The organism is Microbacterium flavum, from assembly GCF_018717645.1.
Taxonomy (GTDB): domain Bacteria; phylum Actinomycetota; class Actinomycetes; order Actinomycetales; family Microbacteriaceae; genus Microbacterium; species Microbacterium flavum.
Genome location: NZ_JAFLHG010000004.1, coordinates 166,530 through 189,179, shown reverse-complemented (window position 1 = coordinate 189,179; position 22,650 = coordinate 166,530). Strand labels below are relative to the sequence as shown.

8 protein-coding genes are annotated in these 22,650 nt (G+C 70.0%); 6 read left to right on the top strand and 2 right to left on the bottom strand.

Annotated features, from left to right (window positions below; translation table 11 throughout):
- Positions 1–53 precede the first annotated feature (53 nt).
- The 5 genes from tuf to J0P97_RS05935 all read left to right on the top strand — a co-directional run bounded on the left by tuf (position 54) and on the right by J0P97_RS05935 (position 15,966).
- Positions 54–1,247, top strand: coding sequence for an elongation factor Tu (tuf, locus tag J0P97_RS05955; RefSeq protein ID WP_215486854.1), 1,194 nt, complete (start codon positions 54–56; stop codon positions 1,245–1,247).
- A 198-nt stretch (positions 1,248–1,445) separates the two neighbouring features.
- The gene (locus tag J0P97_RS05950; RefSeq protein ID WP_215486853.1) at positions 1,446–13,286 is read left to right on the top strand and encodes an isopeptide-forming domain-containing fimbrial protein; all 11,841 of its coding nucleotides are present in this window, start codon (positions 1,446–1,448) and stop codon (positions 13,284–13,286) included.
- A 69-nt stretch (positions 13,287–13,355) separates the two neighbouring features.
- Complete coding sequence (locus J0P97_RS05945) at positions 13,356–13,880, top strand: VanZ family protein (RefSeq protein WP_215486852.1); 525 nt, start codon at positions 13,356–13,358, stop codon at positions 13,878–13,880.
- A complete protein-coding gene (locus tag J0P97_RS05940) occupies positions 13,865–14,977 on the top strand; it encodes a glycosyltransferase (RefSeq protein WP_215486851.1) in 1,113 nt (370 codons plus the stop codon). The genes J0P97_RS05945 and J0P97_RS05940 overlap by 16 nt, the downstream gene beginning before the upstream one ends.
- A complete protein-coding gene (locus J0P97_RS05935; protein ID WP_215486850.1) occupies positions 14,974–15,966 on the top strand; it encodes a glycosyltransferase in 993 nt (330 codons plus the stop codon). Before J0P97_RS05940 ends, J0P97_RS05935 begins: the two co-directional genes overlap by 4 nt.
- A gap of 26 nt (positions 15,967–15,992) precedes the next feature.
- Here J0P97_RS05935 and J0P97_RS15870 read toward each other — a convergent pair whose 3' ends face one another.
- Together J0P97_RS15870 and J0P97_RS05925 are read right to left on the bottom strand one after the other, a co-directional pair.
- On the bottom strand, positions 15,993–17,051 hold the full coding sequence (locus tag J0P97_RS15870) for a glycosyltransferase (RefSeq protein ID WP_215486849.1): 1,059 nt from the start codon (positions 17,049–17,051) through the stop codon (positions 15,993–15,995).
- On the bottom strand, positions 17,048–18,148 hold the full coding sequence (locus tag J0P97_RS05925) for a hypothetical protein (RefSeq protein WP_215486848.1): 1,101 nt from the start codon (positions 18,146–18,148) through the stop codon (positions 17,048–17,050). The genes J0P97_RS15870 and J0P97_RS05925 overlap by 4 nt, the downstream gene beginning before the upstream one ends.
- A gap of 1,014 nt (positions 18,149–19,162) precedes the next feature.
- Between J0P97_RS05925 and J0P97_RS05920 the strand changes: the two genes are divergently transcribed.
- Positions 19,163–22,606 (top strand): glycosyltransferase, encoded by a 3,444-nt coding sequence (locus J0P97_RS05920; RefSeq protein ID WP_215486847.1) that lies wholly within the window; start codon positions 19,163–19,165, stop codon positions 22,604–22,606.
- Positions 22,607–22,650 lie beyond the last annotated feature (44 nt).

Below are 22,650 nucleotides of genomic sequence, written 5' to 3'. Positions count from 1 at the left end.
CGGTCGCAATCCAGCGACCGGAACCTCTACACGAATGTCCTGAGGAGGACCCAGTGGCCAAGGCCAAGTTCGAGCGGACCAAGCCGCACGTCAACATCGGAACGATCGGTCACGTCGACCACGGCAAGACGACGCTCACCGCCGCCATCTCGAAGGTGCTCGCCGACAAGTTCCCGTCGGCCACCAACGTCCAGCGTGACTTCGCGTCGATCGACTCGGCGCCCGAAGAGCGTCAGCGTGGTATCACGATCAACATCTCGCACGTCGAGTACGAGACCCCGAAGCGCCACTACGCGCACGTCGACGCGCCCGGTCACGCCGACTACATCAAGAACATGATCACCGGTGCCGCTCAGATGGACGGCGCGATCCTCGTGGTCGCGGCCACCGACGGCCCGATGGCGCAGACGCGTGAGCACGTGCTGCTCGCCAAGCAGGTCGGCGTGCCCTACCTGCTCGTCGCGCTCAACAAGAGCGACATGGTCGACGACGAGGAGATCCTGGAGCTCGTCGAGCTCGAGGTCCGCGAGCTGCTCTCGTCGCAGGACTTCGACGGCGACAACGCCCCCGTCGTCCGCGTCTCGGGCCTGAAGGCTCTCGAGGGCGACGAGAAGTGGGTCGAGTCGATCGTCGAGCTCATGGCCGCCGTCGACGAGTCCATCCCGGACCCGGTGCGCGACAAGGACAAGCCGTTCCTCATGCCGATCGAGGACGTCTTCACGATCACCGGTCGTGGCACGGTCGTCACGGGCCGCGCCGAGCGCGGTACCCTCGCGATCAACTCCGAGGTCGAGATCGTCGGCATCCGCCCGACGCAGAAGACCACGGTCACGGGTATCGAGATGTTCCACAAGCAGCTCGACGAGGCCTGGGCCGGCGAGAACTGTGGTCTGCTTCTTCGCGGCACCAAGCGTGACGACGTCGAGCGCGGCCAGGTCGTCGTCAAGCCCGGTTCGGTCACCCCGCACACCGAGTTCGAGGGCACGGCCTACATCCTCTCCAAGGAGGAGGGTGGCCGTCACAACCCGTTCTTCACGAACTACCGTCCGCAGTTCTACTTCCGCACCACGGACGTCACCGGTGTCATCACGCTGCCCGAGGGCACCGAGATGGTCATGCCCGGCGACACCACGGAGATGAAGGTCGACCTGATCCAGCCCATCGCGATGGAAGACGGCCTCGGCTTCGCCATCCGTGAGGGTGGTCGTACGGTCGGTGCCGGTACCGTCACCAAGATCATCAAGTAAGTCCTCGGACTTCACCGACAGGGGTCGGGCCTCAGCTTCGCGCTGGGCCCGGCCCCTTCGTCGTTCGATCACCGTTATCTCGTCGAGACCTGACGCCTGTAGCGTGCTGGAAAGGCTGTCGCGGGGTCGACGGTGCCCGCCCGACGGCACTCCCTCCGAACAGCGTGATGGAGTGACGTGGTGAGTGGTGTGGTCGGCGTGAGCGCGCGTTTTCGGATCGTCGTGATGACGGTGGTGGTGGCGCTGCTGCTGTCCGTCGGTATCGGGGTCGCCTCTCCGGCGTCAGCGACGGTACCCGTTTCGGGCGAGGTCCAGAGCGGGCTCACGGTCACCTCGACGGGTGCGACCGTGCTCGCGGGCGGCGACGGACGCGTGAGCGTGACGGCCCAGAACCCCGACGGGGTCGACCTCTACAACGCGTCGGGAGTCATCGTGCTGCCGGTGGGCGTCACCTACGTATCGGGGTCCGCCTTGCCCGGCGCTCCGAACGCGATCGGCGAGCCCACGGTGCTCACCTGGATCCCCGACCCTGCCACCCCGACTGTCACGGCCCAGGCTCTTGTGTGGGAGAACATCGCCGACCTTCCCGTGGGGGCGCAGACCACCTTCTCCTTCGCCGTGACCGCCGACCCGGAGCTCTACCTGGTTGGCGAGACATTCGACGTCGGCATCGGTGTCTACGCCAACAGCGACGAGCGGACTGTCCCGACCGTCACGGTCCCCGATGCCGGCGGCGCGCCGGAAGTGACGGATGCCACCGAAGGGGCTTCGGCGGATTCGACGCTCACCGTCGTCGCGCTGGAGATCGAGAAGGCCGAGACCGCGAACCCCGAGGGCGAGGTCTACCGCGGCCCCGGCAACCCCGCGACCTTCGCCGTCACCGTACGGACGGCGGATGCCGCCGGCTCCGACGACGTCGTCGTCACCGACCTCATCCCGGCGACGTTCATCTTCGACCGGTTCACCTCCGCGCCGTGCACCGTCACGCCCGCCGCGTGCACCGCGGAGACGGTGGTCATCGACGGTGCCGTCTTCACGAAGCTGACCTGGGTGGTCGGCGACCTCGACCCTGCGGGAAGCCTCACGCTCACCTACGACGCCCACGTCGGCGAGCGGCAGATCGCCGCGGACGGGACTGCGACCGGCGCGTCGACCCGCCCCGCAGGCAAGGGCACGGCGGTGAAGAACACGGCATCCGCCAGCGCCTCCTATCAGGGCGACGTCAGCGAGGGCGGGAGCACCGACGTCTCGGTCGAGGCGGAGGCGACGGTCACCGTCCTCGACCTCGGCATCGTGAAGACGGGTCCGGCGGAGGTCTTCTCGGCCGGCGAGCAGGGCATCTACCGCCTGGATGTCCGCACCAGCGACTACGTCGACACCGTCGGCACCACCATCACCGACGTCGTGCCGGACGGCCTCTGCCCCGTGATCCCGACGGGCGTTCCCACGCCGGAGGGCTGGCCCGCGGACTGCGTCACCGGCGGCACCGTCCAGTCGGACGGGATCACGCTGACGGCGGTCTCCTTCGACACCGCGACGGGTCGCTCGACGGTCACGTTCACGGTGGCTGACCGTGCGCCGGACCAGGATGCCTGGATCGAGTACCCGGTGGTCATGCGCTCCGCCTACCAGGGCGGTCAGCCCACGGGGACCGGGGACACCTTCACGAACGTCGCCGACGTGACCGGCACGACCGTTCCCGCCGAGGGCACCACGGTCGACACGGGCGAGGTCGTCGCCGAGAACGGATCCTCCGCGACGCTCGACACCGGTCTGGTCTCCCTCTCCAAGGCGGTCTCCGCCAACACCGCGCGCGCGAAGATCACCGGCGTGAGCGGCGACGGCAACACGTGCGCGAACCGCACCGACTATTCGAGCACTGCTGTCGACGCATCCCCCGCCTACCAGCTCGGCGACCTCATCTGCTTCCGCATCGAGTCCGACTTCCCGACCGGCGTGGCCACCCGCGACGTCATCGTGACCGACTTCGTGCCCAGCGGCACGGCGCTCGTGGACTGGGCGGCCGGTCCCGGCAGCACGCTGTCGGCCGACGCAGGCACCATCTCGCAGATCGGAACATCCACCCGCTGGCGCCTCGGCGCCCAGGTCGGGGGCACCGGACCCTTCTACGTCGCCGCCGATTCGAAGCTCGTCCTGGACGTGCTCGTCCGCGTGACATCCGTGCCGAAGTCGACGCCGCGCGTGTCCGGCAACCTGGCGAAGCTGCGGTACCAATCCGGTGACGGCTCCGTCGTGGCCCTGCGCGACGACGTCGACTTCCGCCTTGCGCCGCCGCCGGCGATGACGCTCGACAAGTCCAACGGCGGCGCAGAACCCCGGATCGTGCGCGAGGGAGACGTCGTCCCGTTCACCCTCACGGTAGCCCACAGCGGAGCCGCAGCCACGTTGAACGACTACCCGCTGGCGACGGTGAGAGTCGAAGACGTTCTGCCTGCCGGCTTCGACTGCGCCACGGTCGACAACGCCGTTCCGGCGCTCAGCGGCTGTGATGAGCGCGACGGCGCGCGGGTTCTCATCTGGAACCTCGGAGCCGACGAACTGGGCGATGGGCTCGTGCCCGGCACGCCGATCACCATCACGTACGGCCTCACGGTGCCCTCCCCGCTGTCGATCGACTCGTCGCACACCAACACCGCTGCGGTCACGCGCTTCACGGCGGTGACGACGGACGGCATCACCCCCGGCGCGACCGGAAGCACGTTCTACCCCACCAACCCGGTCGGCGCCTTCCCGGATCAGACGAAGAACGCGGCTGAGGCATCCGACCGTTCCACGATCGCCCTGGCGAACGCCGCCGTGGCGAAGCGGGTCGTGTCGACGAGCGTCGACGAGTCGAACAACTCCGCTCTGACGCAGGCGACGATCGGCGAGACGGTCGTGTGGTCCTATAGCGCGAAGATCCCGGCGGGCACGAGCGTGTTCAACGGCACCCTCTCCGACGGCCTCCCGGTGCCGGCTCGTCTCGCGGTCGACGCCTCCGCCGTCAGCGCAACGCTGCCGGACGGCGCTGTGCTCATCGACGGCTGCGGCGAGCGGGATGCCACGGCGTTCCGCCTCTGCGCCGACCCGGCGGACAGTCAGTTCGGCAGCCTGATCTTCCCCGCGGTCTGGACGAACCAGACGACCGAGGCGCAGACCGTCACCGTCGAGATGGTGACGCGCGTCGCCGATGTCGATGCGAACGCGCACGGTTCGGCGATCACGAACACGGCGACGCTGACGAGCACGCCGACGGCGGCCGACTCCAGCGCGATCACCCGCGCCACCTCCTCCGCACAGGTTGAGGTCGTCGTCCCCGCGCCGTCGCTCGACAAGAACGTGGCCACGTCGGCGACGGGTCCCTGGACCTCGACGACCCAGCCCGTGTCGGGTGGCCAGACGGTCTACTACCGGCTGAACGCGAGCAACGCCGCCGGCCGTCCCCCGATCCACGACGCCGTGGTCATCGACTGCGTGGACCGCGGCGTGACCATCGGGACCCTTCCCGCCGATGTGACGGGCCCCGAGTTCGGTGACGGGCTCAACGGCTGCGCGCTCGGCACCCAGAAGCTCACCTGGACCCTCAGCGCGCCGGTGATCGCGGGCACACCGCAGTCCGTCGTCTATCCCGTGACGCTCCCCACATCCGCCGTCTCCGGCGTGGCGTACGTCAACCGCGCGAAGCTCACCGGCAGCACGCTCGAGGGCGCCGTCGACGGCGAACGCGTGGTCACCTCCAACGAGCCGAGCAACACCGTCACGGTGGTCTCGCCCACGATCACGAAGGTCGCCGACCGGCTCAGCCCGAACAACATCTACGTGCCGGGGGAGACCGTCACCTGGACCGTGACGACGACGCTGCAGCCCGACACCACGCTCTACAACATGGCGATCACCGACACCCTGCCGAGCGTCTTCCCTGCCGATGCCGGGTCGCGTGTCACGATCACGGGCTGTCAGCCGGCAGCGCTCTGCGACAACTCGCGGTCGCTGTCGCCCAGCGGGCGGACGTTCGGCGTGTTCTTCGGCGACATCGCCGCGTCGACATCCACGCGCACGGTGACTCTCACCTTCTCGGTCGTCATCCCGAACACCGCGACCAACCAGCAGGACAACAACGTCAGCTACACGAACCGCGCTGTCGTGCGCTGGGATCGCATCGACCGCGCCGAGCAGTCCTCCGTGCTGGGGAACTGGAACGAGGCGGTGCAGTCGGGACTCTCGCCCATCGTCGTGCGCCGCCCCGCTGTGGTCGTGACCAAGCAGGTGAGCGACGCCGCTGTGCCCAAGGCGCAGGGCGACATCTTCGCCTACACCGTCGGTGCGCGCGCCGCGGCCGGGACGAACGACGTCACGGCCTACAACGTCAGCGTGGTCGACAAGGTCCCGGCCGGCGTCGTGCCGGTCGTGAGCGCGACCGACGGCACACCGGTGGCGGATGGCGCGAGCGTCGCGGGCGGCGTGTGGAATGCCACCGCGCGCACGATCACCTGGACGATCGCGACGCTCGAGCGGGGTGCGGCGGAGACGACCTTCCGCTACAACGCGAAGCTCGACCTCGCCTCGACCCTCTCCGGTCCGGCGCTCCAGAACACCGTGACGCCGCAATCGTGGCAGTCGCTCGAGACGGACGGCGCGGGCAAGACCTACGGTCCGGGGACGGCGGCGACGGCCACCGTCCAGCCCGCCTTCCCGAAGGTGGAGACGGCCAAGACCCAGCTCTCGCCGACCAACCCGGTGTACATCGGCGACGAGATCGCCTATCGGATCGTGCTGTCGAACCCGACCCGGCCCGCGCCGCAGCCGCCCACGGCGACCGCGTTCACCGTCGGCGCCGAGGACACGCTCCCGGCGGGATGGACCTACCAGAGCGGCTCCTCGAAGCTCGGCGGCGTCGCGATCGACGATCCGGAGGTCTCCGGCCAGAAGCTGGCCTGGGATGCCCTCGGATCGATCGCGCCCGCGGGCCAGCTCGTCCTGACCTACATCGCCGTCCCCGGTGCGTCCGTCGCCGTCGGCTCCAGCGTCGCGCACACCAACACCGCCGTCGCGACCGGAGTGACCGATGCGACGGGTGGAGACCGCTACGCGGAAGGCTCGTACATCGGTGCGAACTCCACGGCGACCGCCCGTATCGATGAGGCGGACCTCGAGATCACGAAGTCGGCGGGCGAGTTCGTCGCCGGGCAGACCGGATCCTTCGAGGTCACCGTCCGCAACATCGGGCCGGACCCGTCCGTCGGCGTGGTCGTCCGCGAGGACCTCGACCTTCCCGAGGGCGCGACGTTCGTCAGTGCGACCGGAGCGGGCTGGGCGTGCGGCGTCCCCGCCGACGACGGCACGTTCACCTGCGCCCGTTCGGATGCCGCCGCGGCGGTGCCGAGCGGCGTCACCCTTCCCGTGATCACGGTGATGGTCGCTGTCGCCGCCGACGTGGCATCCGGAACCGCGGTTCCGAACACGGCCACGGTGGGCGCGCGGACCGCCGACACCGTCACCGAAAACAACACGGCCACCGCGACGGGCGAGGTCACCACAGAGGCGGACCTCGGTGTCGAGAAGACGGTCCTCACCCCGGCCGACGGCGCCGTCACCGCGGGCCGCCAGATCGAGTGGCAGGTCACGCTGACCAACAACGGCCCGTCGCTCTCGCGCGGCTCCGACGACGCCCCGATCGTCCTCACCGACACGCTGCCCGCCGGCGTCTCCGGGCTCGCGATCTCGGGGACCGCACCCGAGGGCTGCGCGATCTCCGGTGGCACGCTGACCTGCACGATCACCCGCGACCTGGCTGTCGGCGACACGATCGTCGTGACCGTGGCGGGCGTCGTCGACAGCGACGTCGAGGCGGGAGCCGCCGTGATCAGCAACACGGCATCGGTCACCCCGGTGACGACCGATCCGGACCCCGGCAACAATTCCTCGACCACCGAGACCGATGTGGCCGTCGAGGAACGCCTGACGATCACGAAGCGGATCACCGCCCCGGTGCCGCCCGAGCTCGTCATCCCGGGTGAGCAGATCACCTACACGCTCGACGTCCGCAACGGCGGGCCTTCAGACGCGCGCGGCGTCTACATCGATGACGTGCTGCCGGGAGCCCTCCGGTTCGACACGCTCGTCAGCGGTGACGGGTGGACGGCCACGGCCGGGGCGGGCACCGTCCGCTTCGCCTACGACGGTGTGCTGCCGGCCGACACGAGTGCCCCGACGATCACGTACCGCGCCACGCTCGACCCGGCGTTCGTCGGAGAGGCCGACGAGCTCACGAACACCGCGACGGTGTCGTCGACGTGGAGATCCGATCAGGACACCTCGCAGGCAACGCCGGGCGTGCCGGAGGCGGAGGCCGACCTCGCGCTGACCAAGGACGTGCGCCCGGAGGGCGGGGCGGAAGGCGACGCGGTCATCGCCGGTCGCAACGCCGTCTACAGCTTCTCCGTCGACAACCTCGGCCCGTCCGATGCGGACGCGGTGACGGTCACCGACGTGCTCCCGATCGGGATGAGCGTCGTGACGCTTCCCGACGAGTGCAGCGTGGCGGCCGACGGGCGCACGGTGACGTGCGTGCTCGCGGGCGGTCTGGACGCAGCCGCCGACCCGTGGACGTTCGAGATCACGGTGGCCGTCGCGCCGTCGGTCACCTCGGCGACGCTCGTCAACGACGCGCTCGTGAGCTCGACGACCGACGACCCGAACACCGAGAACAACGACGCGAAGGCCATCCTCCCGGTCGAGACCCTCGCGAAGCTCAGCGTCAGCAAGACCCCGGATGTCGACTCGGTGAACGCGGGCGACCAGGTCTCGTGGACGATCACGGTCGCCAATGCGGGCCCGTCCGACGCCCAGAGCGTCTCGCTCGCCGATGCGCTTCCGGCGGATCTCGTCCTCGTGTCGGCGTCGTTCGGCCCCGACCAGACATCGTGCTCCGGCACTCAGGCGGTGCGGTGCGACCTCGGCGTCATCGCCGCCGGAGGCTCGGTCGATGTCGACGTCGTGACCACCGTGCGCGCTTCGGTGCCGGACGGCTCGCGCATCGTGAACACGGCGACCGCCACCTCCACGACGCGCGACGTCGACACCGGCGAACCCGCGACGGCGACCGATTCGGGCGCCGTCGACGTGGTCGCCGTCAGTGCGCTCACGATCGACAAGACGACGTCGACGCCCGTCGTGCGCGCCGGTGAGACGGCGACCTTCACGATCAAGGTCGGCGACTCCGGACCGTCGGATGCCGCGGCATCCGTCGTCGTCACGGACACGCTCCCCGAGGGGCTGACCTACCTGTCCTCCTCGACGACCGGCGGCCCGGCCGTGTGGTCGTGTGAGAGCGCCGACGGACGTCAGGTGCTGTGCGAGCTGCAGGATGCCGCGGGCGAACCCGTGAGCCTCGCTGCGGACGCCTCGGCGCCGGACCTCGTGATCGTCGCCGCCGTCTCCCCGACGCTCGCCGCGCAGGTCGTGACGAATGTCGCGACGGTCACCTCGCCGTCCGCGCCCGAGGATCCCCAGGATCAGGTGGATGTCGAGATTCAGACTGTCGCCGACCTCGGCATCACGAAGACCAACCTCGGCGCCCCGACGGCGGGCGAGGAGTTCGTGTGGGAGATCGTCGTGACCAACCACGGGCCGAGCGACTCGGTCGCCACGCCGGAGGATCCGATCCTCATCACCGATCAGCTGCCGGCCGAGGTCTCCTTCGTCAGCGCGACCGGCGCCGGAGCGGAGTGCCGCGCGGAAGACCGTGACGTTACGTGCGCGATCGCGGACACGATGGCGCCGGGCGACACGGTCACGGTGAGGCTGCGCGTGGCGGTCGACCAGGCCGCGTCGGGAGCTCTCACGAACACGGCGACCGTGGTCCCCTCGCTCACCGAGGAGCCCGCCGAAGACCCCGAGAACCCCTCGTTCCCGAACACGGCCACCAACGTCACCCCACCGGTGATCGAGGTCGCCGACCTCGGGATCGTGAAGTCGGTCACCAGCCCGGCCGACGGACCGGTCCTCGCCGGCTCGGAGGTCGTATGGCGACTCGACGTGACGAACCACGGTCCGTCCAATTCCGACGCCGACGTCGAGAACCCGATCACGGTCGTCGACACACTCCCCCCGGGCGTCCTCGCCACGCGTGTCGATGCGCCCGAGGGATGGACCTGCACGATCTCCGACGACAAGGGGACGGTCACCTGCACGCTGCCCGAGAACCTGGCGAGGGATGATGTCCAGTCGATCGGTATCGTCGGCGCGGTCGACCCCGGCCGACAGGGCCGGATCGACAATGTCGCGACGGTGGCCCCCGGACTCACCGGTCAGGGCGCGAACACCCGCCCCGACCGGGACACCGCCACCTCGATCATCTCCGAGTCGGCCGACCTCCGCATCGACAAGGAGATCAGCGCGACGATCGTCGCGGGCGGCACGGGCCGCTACACGATGGATGTGACGAACGACGGCCCGTCGTCGGCGCGCGGCGTGACCGTCACCGACACCCTTCCGGCGCCGATCGGGTTCTCGAAGGTGGTCATCCCGGACGGTGAGGACGCCCTCTGGACCTGTGCGCCGGACGACGGCGACGCGCAGATCGTGATCTGCGCGTACGACGGGATCCTCGAGCCGGGCAACACGATCCGCCTCGAGATCGAGGTGACGGCGCCGAGCGATCTGACCGGCGACATCACGAACGTCGCGCGCGTGGATGCCATCACCGACGACCCGAACCCCGGCAACAACGAGGACACCGTGAGCGGCACCACCGCGACGCAGGCCGACCTCGAGGTCACCAAGTCGCACGACCCCGACGCGCAGGCGATCGCCGGTCGCGACCTGACGTGGACCGTGACGGTGAACAACCTCGGCGAGAGCGACTCGCGCGCCTCGTCGGAGCAGCCGATCGTCGTCACGGATCAGCTGGCGGCCGGGACGACGTTCCTCGCCGACGGCTCGGACCCCGCGTGCGCGGCGGATGCGGCCGACCCGCAGCTGGTCGTCTGCACGATCACGCAGACCCTCGCCGCGCAGACGTCGGTGTCGTTCGACATCCGCGTCGCGCTCGATGAGGCGCTCGAGGGCACGATCGCGAACGCCGCGACGGCGACCCCGGAGATCACCACCGATCCGAACCCGGACAACAACACCGGGCGAGACGAGGTGACGCTCGTCGAGGTCGCGGACCTGCAGATCGAGAAGGCGCTCGTCACCGAACCGAGCGCCGTGATCGCCGGCCAAACGGTGACCTGGAGCCTCGTCGCGACCAACCTGGGTCCGTCGAACTCCGACGCCGACGCCGAGACGCCGATCACCGTCGTCGACACGCTTCCCGACGGGGTCCGCGCCACGAGCGTGACCGGTCCCGCGGGTTGGGCGTGCGCGATCGCCGAGGACGAGCGCGCGGTCACGTGCACCCTGCCCTCGGACCTGCCCACGGCCTCGCCGCAGACCTTCACCGTCTCCGGTGTCATCGACCCCAGCCGACAGGGCGAGATCGAGAACGTCGCCGTCGTCACGCCGGGACTGACTCCTCAGCCCGAGGAGAACGTCGGGCCCGACCGCGCCGTGGTGAAGACCCCGGTCACCGAGTCCGCCGACCTCAAGCTCGTGAAGAGCATCAGCGGCGAGATCGTCGCCGGCTCGACGGGACGCTACCTCCTGCAGGTGACCAACCTCGGCCCGTCGACCGCGCGCGGCGTGACGATCACCGACACGCTGCCGACGCCGCTGGCGTTCGCGCGGGTCGTCGTGCCCGAGGGCGTGGACGCGCCTTGGACGTGCGCCTCGACGCCCGGGACCCAGGAGGTCGAGTGCGCCTACGACGGCGCGATCCTCCCCTCCGGGATCGTCGATCTCGAGATCGAGGTGTCGGCACCCGCCGACCTGAGCGGCGACCTCATCAACACCGCGACCGTGCGCGCGCAGACTCCGGACCCGGATCTCGAGAACAACACCTCGACGGTCGGCGGCACGACGGTCACCACCGCGGACCTCGTGCTGCGCAAGACGCACGATGCGGGGGCGACCGCCGTCGCGGGGGCGCCGTTCACCTGGACGCTCACCGTCACCAACGACGGCCCGAGCGACTCGGTCGCGGATGCCGACCGTCCGATCGTGGTGACGGACCGGCTCACGGACGGCACCGGCTTCCTCGCCGCCGGCTCGTCCGAGCTGTGCGCGGTGGATGCCGATGATCCGCAGCTCGTCGTCTGCACGATCCCGCAGACGATCGCCGCCCAGGCATCCGTCACCCTCCCCGTCCAGGTCTCGCTCGACGCGGCGCTGACGGGCGAGCTCGCGAACACGGCGGACGTCGCGCCCGGGGCGACAGCCGACCCCGATCTGCGCAACAATGTCGCCACCGACACGGTGACGCTCGCACAGGTCGCCGACCTGTCGGTGGCCAAGACGGTCACGACCGCCCCCGGCGACATCGTCGCGGGTAGGGAGATCTCCTGGACGGTCCAGGTCGCGAACGCCGGTCCGTCGACGTCGTACGCCGATGCGGACGAGCCGATCCTCGTCGCCGACATCCTCCCCGCCGGCGTCTCGTTCGTCTCCGCCTCCGGGGACGGCTGGAGCTGCGCCCCGGGCGCGGCGGGGGGCGACGGCCGCGCGATGGTCGACTGTGCCCGTGCGGGGGACCTCCCCGTCGGCGCCGCTCCCGTCATCACGGTCGTGGGGCTCATCGCCTCGGACGTGCAGGGCGAGGTCCGCAACGATGTCACGGTCGCACCGGGGAAGACGCCGGATCCGGACGCATCCAACAACGCCGCGCAGGCGACGTCGGTCGTGAGCACCTCGGCCGACCTCACGCTCAGCAAGGCGATCTCGCAGGAGATCCAGGCGGGCGGATCGGGTCAGTACACGTTCACCGTGACGAACCTCGGCCCCTCGACGGCACGTGACATCGCGGTGGTCGACACCCTTCCCGCCGGCCTCTCCTTCGCGAGCGCCGCGGGAACCGGATGGACATGTGCCGCAGCCGGCGGCAGCGCGGTGGACTGCACGTTCGACGGCACCCTGGCGCCGTCCGGGTCGCTCACCTTCACGATCGACGTGTCGGCGGATGCCGCGCTCCAGGGCGACATCGTCAACACGGCCGTCGTCTCGGCATCCACTCCCGACCCCGATCCCGGCAACAACACCGGGACAGCCACGGGCACGATCGCCGAGGTCGCGGACCTCTCGATCGTGAAGACCCCCGTGGGCGAGCCGATCGTCGGCGAGACCTTCGCGTACGAGCTCGCGGTCGGCAACGCCGGTCCGGCGACCTCTCGGGGCATTCGCGTCGAGGACGCGCTGCCCGCCGGTCTCGCGTTCGTCGGCGCCACGGGGGACGGCTGGTCCTGCGGGGCGGATGCCGCCACCGGCACCGTCGCGTGCGTCCTGCCCGAGCTCGCCGCCGGAGCACAGGCGCCGGTCATCACCGTCGAGGTCCGCGTGCTCCCCGCCGCGTACCCCGAGGTCGCCAACACCGCGACCGTCACGGCGACCACGCCGGAGGACCCGGGCACGCTCGAGGACAACACGTCCACGGCGACCGTGACCGTGCCCCCGCTGGCGGACCTCGCCATCACGAAGACGCTCGTGGGCGACCTGGTGACCGGCGCGCAGGGGCACTACCGGATCACGGTCGTGAACAACGGCCCGACGGAAGACCCGGGGCCGATCACGGTGACCGATCCGCTGCCAGCGGGGATCGTCGCGAACTCGGCGACGCTCTCGGGAGCCGACGGAACGTGCTCGATCTCGGACGGCACGCTCGGGTGCGTGGTCGACGGACTCGCGGTCGGGCAGACGGCGACGGTCGACCTCACGGTCGACGTGCAGTCGAGTGCCCGCGGGACGATCGTGAACGTCGCATCGGCGTCGTCGAATGCCTTCGGGAAGACCGTGGAGGCCACGGCGACGGGCATCGTCATCGTCGTCGACCTGCCCGCGACCGGTGGGGTCCTCGGCCCGTACCTGCCGTGGGGCCTCGGGCTCCTCGCCCTCGGCCTCCTCGCCCTGTGGTGGTCGCGCCGCCGCCGCGAGGAGGACGCCCGGTAGTCGGAGCGCGGGGGCGGGTCGCCAGGCCCGCCCCCGGCCCGGCCGACGGCGATCCGTAGGATGGTCCGCATGCCCCCCGCATCCCCCTCGCCCTCTCGCCTGCGGGTCGGGATCGCGGCCGCGGGGACGCTGGTGTGCATCGTCGTCATCCTCCTGATGACCCTCTCGCCGACGCCGCTCGACCGTGGATACGAATCCGCGATCGATGAGCTGCTCGCCGCGCTGCATCGTCACGGGGTCCCGACATGGTTCGGCTACCGCAAGTTCGAGTTCACGGCGAACGTCGCCATGTTCCTCCCCCTCGGCTTCCTCGTCGCCCTCGCCCTGCCGCGTCGGGCGATGTGGCTGACCCTGCTCATCGTCCCGGCGCTGTCCGGATCGATCGAGTGGGCGCAGTCCGCGCTCCTGCTCGAACGCACGCCGAGCCTCTTCGACGTGCTCGCGAACACGCTGGGCGGCTACGCGGGGGCGCTCGCGGCGTGGCTGCTGCGCGCCCTCGTGCACGCCCGGGACGAGCGGGTGATCGCCGCCGCGCTCGCACGGCGGGGCGATGCTCTGGTCACGGCCGGGGGTGACCCGTGGCCGGCATCCTGATCCACGAGTGGCTCTCGCGTCACGGGGGCTCGGAGAACGTCTTCGAGGTGCTGTCGGCGATGTATCCGGATGCCGAGCGGTTCTGCCTCTGGAACGACAGCGACGGCCGCTTCGACGGCGTCGAGGAGACGGTCCTCGCGCGAACGCCGCTGCGCGGCCGCAAGGCGCTCGCGCTCCCGCTCATGCCTGCGGCGTGGCGCCACCTGCCCCGCCGCGACGCCGAGTGGGTGCTCGCCAGCAGCCACCTCTTCGCGCATCACGCGCGGTTCGCGGGGCCGGCGCGCGACGCTCCGAAGCTCGTCTATGCGCACACGCCGGCGCGGTACGTCTGGGCGCCGGAGCTCGATGGTCGGGGGGGCGGCCTCGCGGCGCGGGCGGTGTCGTCGGCCCTGCGCCCCGTGGACCGACGGCGCGCACGGGAGCCCCTCGCGATCGCGGCGAACAGCGCGTTCGTCGCTCAGCGGATCGGGGATGCGTGGGAGCGGGAGGCCACCGTGATCCACCCGCCCGTCGACGTCGAGGCCTTCGCGTCTGCGCCGGACCTGAGTGGCGAGGAGGCCGCGCGGATGGCGGACCTCCCCGCGGAGTACCTGCTCGGGGTGTCGCGCTTCGTCCCCTACAAGCGCCTCGACCGGGTGATCGACGCGGGCGCTGCGGCCGGTCTTCCCGTCGTGCTGGCCGGTCACGGTCCTGAGGAGGGCCGCCTTCGAGCGCGGGCGGCGGCGGCCCGGGTGCCCGTCCGGTTCGTCACGGCGCCCACGCAGGCGATGCTCGCGGCGCTGTACCGATCTGCGGTGGCGCTCGTCTTTCCGGCGATCGAGGACTTCGGCATCATGCCCGTCGAGGCGATGGCCGCCGGCACGCCTGTCGTCGCCAGCGCGGCAGGCGGTACGGCGGAGACGGTCATCGACGGCGTCACCGGCGCGCTGGTTCACGACTGGAGCGCGGCGGAGCTGGCGGATGCCGTGTCGCGCGCCGCGGGCGTCGACCGCGCCGCGTGCGTCGTCCGGGCGGGGCGCTTCGATACGGCGACGTTCGTCGCGGCGATGGGCGACTGGGTGGCCACTCACACCGCGTCTCGCGGGGCGCTCGCGTGAGGGCGCTGTCCGTCGACGACCGGTATCGCGGGGCGCACGGGATCGGACGGTACGCGCGCGAGGTGCTCCCGCGGCTCGGGATGCCGTGGCATCCTCTCGGCCTGAGCGGCAGCCCGCACACTCCGTGGGACGCGCTGCGACGAGTGCCCGATTCCGCCCGGGAGGGGGTCGTGTACTCGCCCGGGTACGGGGCACTCGCGCGGGCGGGCCGCCAGGTGCTGACGATCCACGACCTGATCCAGCTGCAGCTGCCGTGGCCGGGGCGCGCGAAGTTCCTCGCCTACTATGCGGGTCCGGTGCGTCACGTCGTGAGACGGGCGGGCCTGATCCTCACGGTGTCCCAGACCTCCGCGGCGGCGATCGCCGAGTGGGTGGACGATGACGATGTGCGGATCGTCGACGCCGGAAACGGCTGTTCCCCCGCGTTCACGGTCAGCGGTGGTTCCGGTCACGGGGATCACGGCGCCGGGGATCCGGGGTCCGACCCGTACGTCGTGTTCGTCGGCAACCTGCGGCGGCATAAGAATCTGGACGTGGTGCTGCGGGCGCTGCGCGGCGCGGCCGGGGTGCGGCTGAGGGCGGTTCTGCCGGTGCGGGAGGTGGCGGCCGCTGCTGCGCGTGCGCGAGAGCTGGGTGTATCGGAGCGGGTCGCTCTCCTGTCGGGTCTCGACGACGAGGCGCTGGCGGACCTCTATCGGGGGGCGGCCGCGACGGTCATGCCCTCGACGATCGAGGGGTTCGGGCTCCCGGCTCTCGAGTCGATCGCCTGCGGAGTCCCGGTGGTCCACTGGCGCGGGTGCGCGGCGGTGTCCGAGGTCGTCGGCGGGCGCGGATGGGCGCTCGAATCGGCGACGGACGCCGAGGAGTGGTCGCACGCGCTGCGCGCAGCCGCGGGGCAGCGCCGACGCGTCAGCCCGCCCGTCGGTGCGCACGACTGGGACCGCGTCGCGGCGACGGTGACACAGGCCCTGCGCGGCATCGCGATCTGATCGGCGCGCCGGGAAGACCGGACGCCTCACCGGGTCGGCAGGGAGGCGAGGAAGGCCCGCAGAGTCCGCGTCTTCTCCGGCCAGGAGGATGCGGCGGCGCCGGCTGCGCCCGCGAGGTTCGGGGACGGGTGCGCGAGCGCACGCGAGAGCGCTGCCTCCGCGTCATCCGGCCCGTCGTAGGTGTAGAGCCCCTGGCTCTCGCGAGCTCCGATCACGGGTGTGCCACGCGCCACCACGCTGAGTCCGGCGCCGAGGTATTCGTGGAGCTTCATGGGGCTGCGCCCGGCGTTGAGGGGATCGTCGCTCAGGGGGAGGAGGCCGACCCGAGCGCCGTGGAGGAGAGCGGGCACCGCGTCGTAGGCGACGGGGCCGAGCAGCGTGACATTCGCCGGCACGGCCCGCGGGCCGGGCGTCGGCCCCGCGATCTCGAACCGGACATCCGGTCGGGCCTGGGCCCACCGGATCACCTGCAGCCAGTCGAAGCGCCCATCGAGTGCCCCCACGTACACGCAGACCGCCGGTCGCGCGGCGGAGTCGGATGCCGCGACATGCCCGAGGTCGACGCCGTTCTCGAGCACGAGGGTCGGCACGTCCACATCGCCGAGTCCGCGCAGCACTTCGGCCGAGGTCGCCACCACGGCGTCGGCGGCAGTCACGATCCGACGCTGCAGATCCGCCTTCACGCCCGAGGGGTAGAGGTCGGTGGGCCGATAGACGAGTGTCCGTGCGAGCGGGCGCACCGAGGCATCCCACAGGAGCGGCTGGTCGATGAGGACGGTGTCGAATGCGGCCGGGAGGGAGTGCCGCGCGAGTTCCCGTTCGACGCGGAACGATCCGAAGGGGCGGGGTGTCAGCGTGCGCGGCACGAGGTGGGTGACGCCGGCGTCGTCGGTATGCGTCCCACGGGGCGTCGCGGCGGCGTCCGCCCGGCTGACGCGACCGGTGACGCGGTGTGCGAGGGAGAGTGGCGTGCTGAGGTGCACGACCTCCGCGCCCGTGCGGGCGAGCTCGCGCGCGAGATGGTGGCTGCCGACGCGGAACGGTCCCGAGGCGTGACTGTGCGAGAGGAAGAGGAACGAGCTCACGCGCGGGCCGCTTCGATCGTGCCGCGCGCGACTGCTTCGAGGTCGTCGAGCTCGTCCGCAGCGTTCGACACGCGGGCGGCGAGCTCCCCGGTGCGACTCAGCTGCGTGCTGAGGAAGGCGGCGATCGTGTCGCTGCCGGCGTTCGCGACGTCGACGCTGAGGTCGTCGTAGCCGATCGTGTGGAAGGCCTCGGCGATCTTCCCGGTGGGGTTCGGCACCGCTTCGACCGGAACGGCGCCGCTGAGGGCGGCCAGGACGAGGACGTGCATGCGGTCGGAGAGGACGAGTCGGGCGCTGTCGTACCCGTCGCGCAGCACTGCCTCGTGGGCGAGCGGGTCTCGGTCGCCCCAGAGTTCGGTCTCGCCTCCGAGAGCATGCGCGAGCTCGCGTGCGCGGTCCTCGTCCTCGCGTACCTGAACGATCGCGCGGACGCGCAGGCCGTGCTGCTCCGCGACGCTCCGCACCGCATCGATCCACGCCCCGTCCGGCATCGGCCGGTTGCCGCGCAGGCTGACGAGCATGTCGCTGCGTTCTCCGGCCGCCGGAGCGGGGCGGATTCCGGCGGCGAACCCGATGTCGGGCGCGACACGGGACCCGCCGGCGAGGCCGGCGCTGGTGGCATCCCGCCACAGCGCGATCTGGGAGGCGCGTGCGGCGCGGGCGTGGAGCCACAGGGCAGGACGGGACGTGCCGCGGATGCCTCGCGGCGGGCGTACGACGACCCCGCCCTTGAGGCGCACGATGATCGTCTCGGCGAGGAAGACGAGCTCACGCAGACCGTTCCCCGGCCCGAGCGGAACCTCACCGGCCTCGAACACGAGCACCGGGCGGCGGGGGGAGCTCGCGATCAGCCACAGCCACTTCGTGACGCTGCGCTTTCCGCGCAGCACGCGGGTGCCGGTGGGGATGCCGAGCTGACGCAGCCAGACATCCGGTGCGTCGCCGGTGTAGGCGATGAGTTCGTCGGAGGTGCCCCGCGCCCACCGCAGCGTCTCGCGGCGGATGAGCGCATCGCCGATGTTGCCCGCCGGGCCGGTGAGGGAGACGAACGTGCGGGTGGGGCGGCGGCCCACAGGTGCTGTTGCCGGGCGCCGCATCCCCTTAACTTACCGGCAGGAAGTCGCTTCTCGAGGTGAACGGACACAGACGGAGATCGGAAGCGCGGTGGGGGCGATCAGGCGTGCAAGAGCTGTGCAATAGCATGGGCTTGTCTTCCTCCCCATGGTCCCCCGGCGGCCGCCGAACTCGTGCGAGCGTGAGTGTCGATCCGCCTGGCCATGTCGGAGCCGAACATGCGGTCCCCCTGCGCATTCTTCGATGCGCGCGGCGCGCCCTTGAAGAGAGTGGGCAGTATGAAAGCTCGACGACGGTTGACCTTGGGGTTGGCGGCAGCGGCGGCGGGGCTCGGCCTGGGAGTGATCACTCTCCTCTGGCCGATCGGGGCCCTCGTATCGATCGGACTGCTTCAGGTGCTGATCGTGGTCCTCGTCATCGACACCCGCCAGACGCTCAGCGCGCGACTGAACGCCACCGTTCGGAACTTCGAGAATCGATTGAACGGGCGCCTGGCGCGGTACCGCGGCGGTGGGTCTGCCCACGCCGCAGGCGCCCAGCGGCGTCGCGCAGCGCCCTCAGCGGTGCGAGACACGCCGACGCTTGACCTCGCGGGGGGGATCCCGCAAAAGCCCGCGCGGGGAGTCCCGGCGGAGGGAGCCCCGACTGACCCATCGCTGATCACTCACACCAGCACGCCGTGGGCGGGCGGGATCGCCGACCCGCAGAACAAGGCGATCGAGGGGTGGGTGCGCAGGGACGGCTCGACCGATCCGATCGCCGCCGACCTCTACCTGGACGATCAGCTCGTCACCGCCGGCGTCGTCTGCGACAGCCCGCTGCCGACGTGGGTCGACGGGGAGTCCGCCGCGGGTGGGTTCGGATTCAGGGTTCCGGTCGAGGCGATAAGCCGAACGCTCGACGTCGTGACGGTTTCGCTGCGTGATCCTGCGAGCGGAGCGACGATCATCTCGCGGGAGGTTGCGGCCGCCCCCCTCAAGGACTCCTACCGGGGTCGTGTCGAAGTCACCGACGCCGTCGCGATGCGCGGGTGGGCAGTGAACGAGAACGCGCCCGCGGAGACCTTCGAGGTCGAGGTCCTCCTCGACGGTCACCCCTACACCACGGCGAAGACCGACGTCCCGCGTCGCGATCTGGTCAAGGCCGGCTTGTCGACGGGGCGCGGAGGTCTCACGTTCACGAATCCGCTGCTCGAATGGCTTCTCGACGGTGACACGCACACGCTGGCGCTTCGGTTCCCCGACAAGACGATGAGCGATGAGGTCAAGGTCGTTGCTTCCCCCCTCCGCACGCGCGGAGGCTCGTCGATCGTGCACACGGTGCCCACACGGCCGGTTGCGATCATCGTCCCGATCTACAACGCTGCGGACGATGTCGAGGTGTGCATCGAACGTCTGCTGGCGTACACGCCTTCGCACGCGACGATCATCCTCATCGATGATTGCTCCTCCGACCCGAGGGTGCGCGAGATCCTGGGGCGGTACGAGGGCTCTCCTCAGCTGCGAATCCTCCGGAACGACGAGAATCTGGGGTTCACCCGCACCGTGAACCGCGGTATAGCCGCGGCCGATCGCGACGATGTCATCCTCCTCAACTCGGACGCCAGAGTGACTCCGGGATGGCTCCAGGGCATCCTCACCGCGTCGACGAGCTCAGCACGGATCGCAACGGTGACGGCGATGTCTGATCGTGCTGGTGCATTCTCGGCGCCGAACATCGGGAACGACAATCCTCTTCCCGCCGGGGTCGATGAGATCACCTATGCCCGCGCCTTCCGTCGACGATCGCTCGGACTCTATCCACGGGTGCCTACTGGAAACGGCTTCTGCATGTGGATCAGCCGGCTGTGCATCGACGAGCTCGGCGCGCTCGACGAGGTCGCCTTCCCGCGCGGGTACGGCGAAGAGAACGACTTCTGCATGCGAGCGGGACGCGCGGGCTGGATCCATGTGATCGATGACCGTACCTACGTGTTCCACGACCGTTCGAAGAGCTTCGGCGAGAGCAAGGGCGATCTTCTGGCCTCCGGCCGCGCGGTGATCGATGCTCGTTACCCGGAGTACTCGCACGTCATTCGCACGTTCCGGGAGAGTCCTCGGATCGCGCTTGCGCGCAATCGCGCCCGATTGGCGCTCTCGGATGCGCAGAGCGGGACCGCGGACTCGCCCCGGGTGCTGTTCGTGATCTCGACGAATACCGGGGGCACTCCGCAGACGAATGCTGATCTGATGAACGCGCTCGAAGACGCGATCGACCCGTGGATCCTGCGATGCGACTCGAGAGAGGTCACGTTGAGCAGGGTCGTCGATGGCGACATCGAGGAGGTGCGCTCCCACGTTCTGCGAGACGCGGTCGAACCGATCAGGCACATATCGCCGGAGTACGACGCGGTCGTCGCTTCATGGCTCGATCACTTCGGATTCGACGTCGTCCACATTCGTCACCTGCTCTGGCATTCGCTGTCGTTGCCGCGCATCGCCAAAGAGCTGGGCATGGAGGTCGTGCTGTCGTTCCACGACTTCTACGCGCTGTCACCCAACCTCAAACTCATCGACGATGAGGGCGTCTATCTGGGCGATGCCTACACTCCGTCGGCGTCGGAGTACCGCGACACCGGGTGGCGTGGGAGCCAGTTCCCCACACCCTCCGGCTCATGGCTCCACTGGTGGCAACGCCGTTTCTGGTCGGCGATCGAGGTGTGCGATGCGTACGTCACGACGTCGGATAGCGCACGAGATCTGATCGCGTCCCGCTTCCCGGAGTTGGACGTATCGCGGTTCCACGTCATCGAGCACGGCCGAGATTTCGATCGGTTCCGTTCGGTGGCGGCTACGCCAGCCCACGGTGAGCCCTTGAGGATCCTCGTCCCCGGAGGAATCTCCGCTGCGAAAGGTCGAGAGGTTCTTCGCGCCATCGCCGCTGCAGATACTTCGCGTGACATCGAGTGGCATGTCCTGGGAACGATGAAAGCCTCGTTCGGGCCGGACGGATCGCGGATCGTTCAGCACGGTTCCTACGATCGCAGCGAATTCGGTCGCCTGGTGGAGAAGATCGCGCCCCACGCAGGTGTCGTTCTCTCGATATGGGACGAGACGTACTGCCACACGCTCACCGAGATGTGGAGCGTCGGCCTTCCCGTCTTCGTTCTCGACTTCCCGAACGTCGCTCAGCGGGTACGGCGCTTCGGCGCGGGCTGGGTCCTCGCGGGGATGGAGGGGCCTTCGTTGCTGAACCAGATCACGTCCGCGCTCTTCGACCGCAAGAACCGGGTGGCGGCCCTGGACGGGGTGCGAGAGTGGCAGCATGGCTGGGGTATGGCATGGACGACGACCCAGATGAGCCTGCGTTATCTCGACATCTACCGGCAGCTTCTGAGTGACGATCGGGCAAGCAGCGTGGTTCGGGTCGGCGTATTGGCGCCCTCCTCTCGCGACTTCGCGCAGGCCCCGGAGTCCACGCACATCCGGGTGTGGGAGCGAACCCGCAATAGCGCAGCTCGCCGTGTGGATTACGTGCGAGTGAATACCGAGAGCGCTGTCGCGTCCATACAGCAGGATCTCCTGGATGGTCTTCTCGTGCAGCCCACCGCGGTTCCCGGGACGGCAGGCGCTGGACTCTCGAACGCGCTCGACGCCTCGCGTGTGCCGTTGATCGCAGAGCTGGATGACGATCTCAACTCGACCCAGCCAGCACGGGAGCGCCATTCGGAGCCCGCCGGCAACGCGTCGACCTCCCGTGCCTTGCTGGACCGTGCTGCTTCGCTCTCAGTCTCGAATGAGCTTCTGAGGGACCGGCTCTCGCGCGGGGGCGTGGGCACTTCGGTGTTTCCTGCAGCCCTCAGCGATCGGCTGTGGCGCGTACCGCCGCGGGCCCGGTCTGCGGACGGAAAAATGCGCGCGCTCTGCCTCGGCAACAGGGCACTCGAGGGAGATCTGGAATCGATTCTTCCCGCGCTCGACGTGTTCGCCGCCGCGAACCCAGACTTTCGGCTGCTCGTCGTAGGTCCCCTGTCGGGGGTGCAGATGGATGAGTTGCGGCGGGACCGAGACTGGATGTCGAGCGTGGAGGTGCCCGAATCTGCCCGCCAGTATCCGAAGCTCGTGGAGTGGTTGCGAGATCTGTCCGCTCGCGTCGACTTCGCCATCGCCCCGCTCGAAGACGCTGAGCGGAACACCCACAGGTCCGATCTGGAGCTGCTCGAGTACCTCGGGCTCGGCCTGCGGACGGTCGCAAGCGCAGTAGGACCGTACCGAGACGCATCAGTGCCCGGCGTGGAGGTCGTCCCGAATACGATCACCGATTGGATCGACGCTCTCAGCAGCGTCGTGGCGGAGGTCCGCTCCGATGGGGCGAGGATCGACGGCCTCCCCTGGTTGGTGGAGCATCGGATGCTGTCGGGACAGCAGAAGCGCTTCGACGAGTTCATCGAATCCACCGTGCGGCAGAGTGCCGCGGTGGATCATGCCCTGCGGACGGCTTGACCCCGGATGGAGTCGGCCAGGGTGGCATCGGGGCGCTCTCGCAT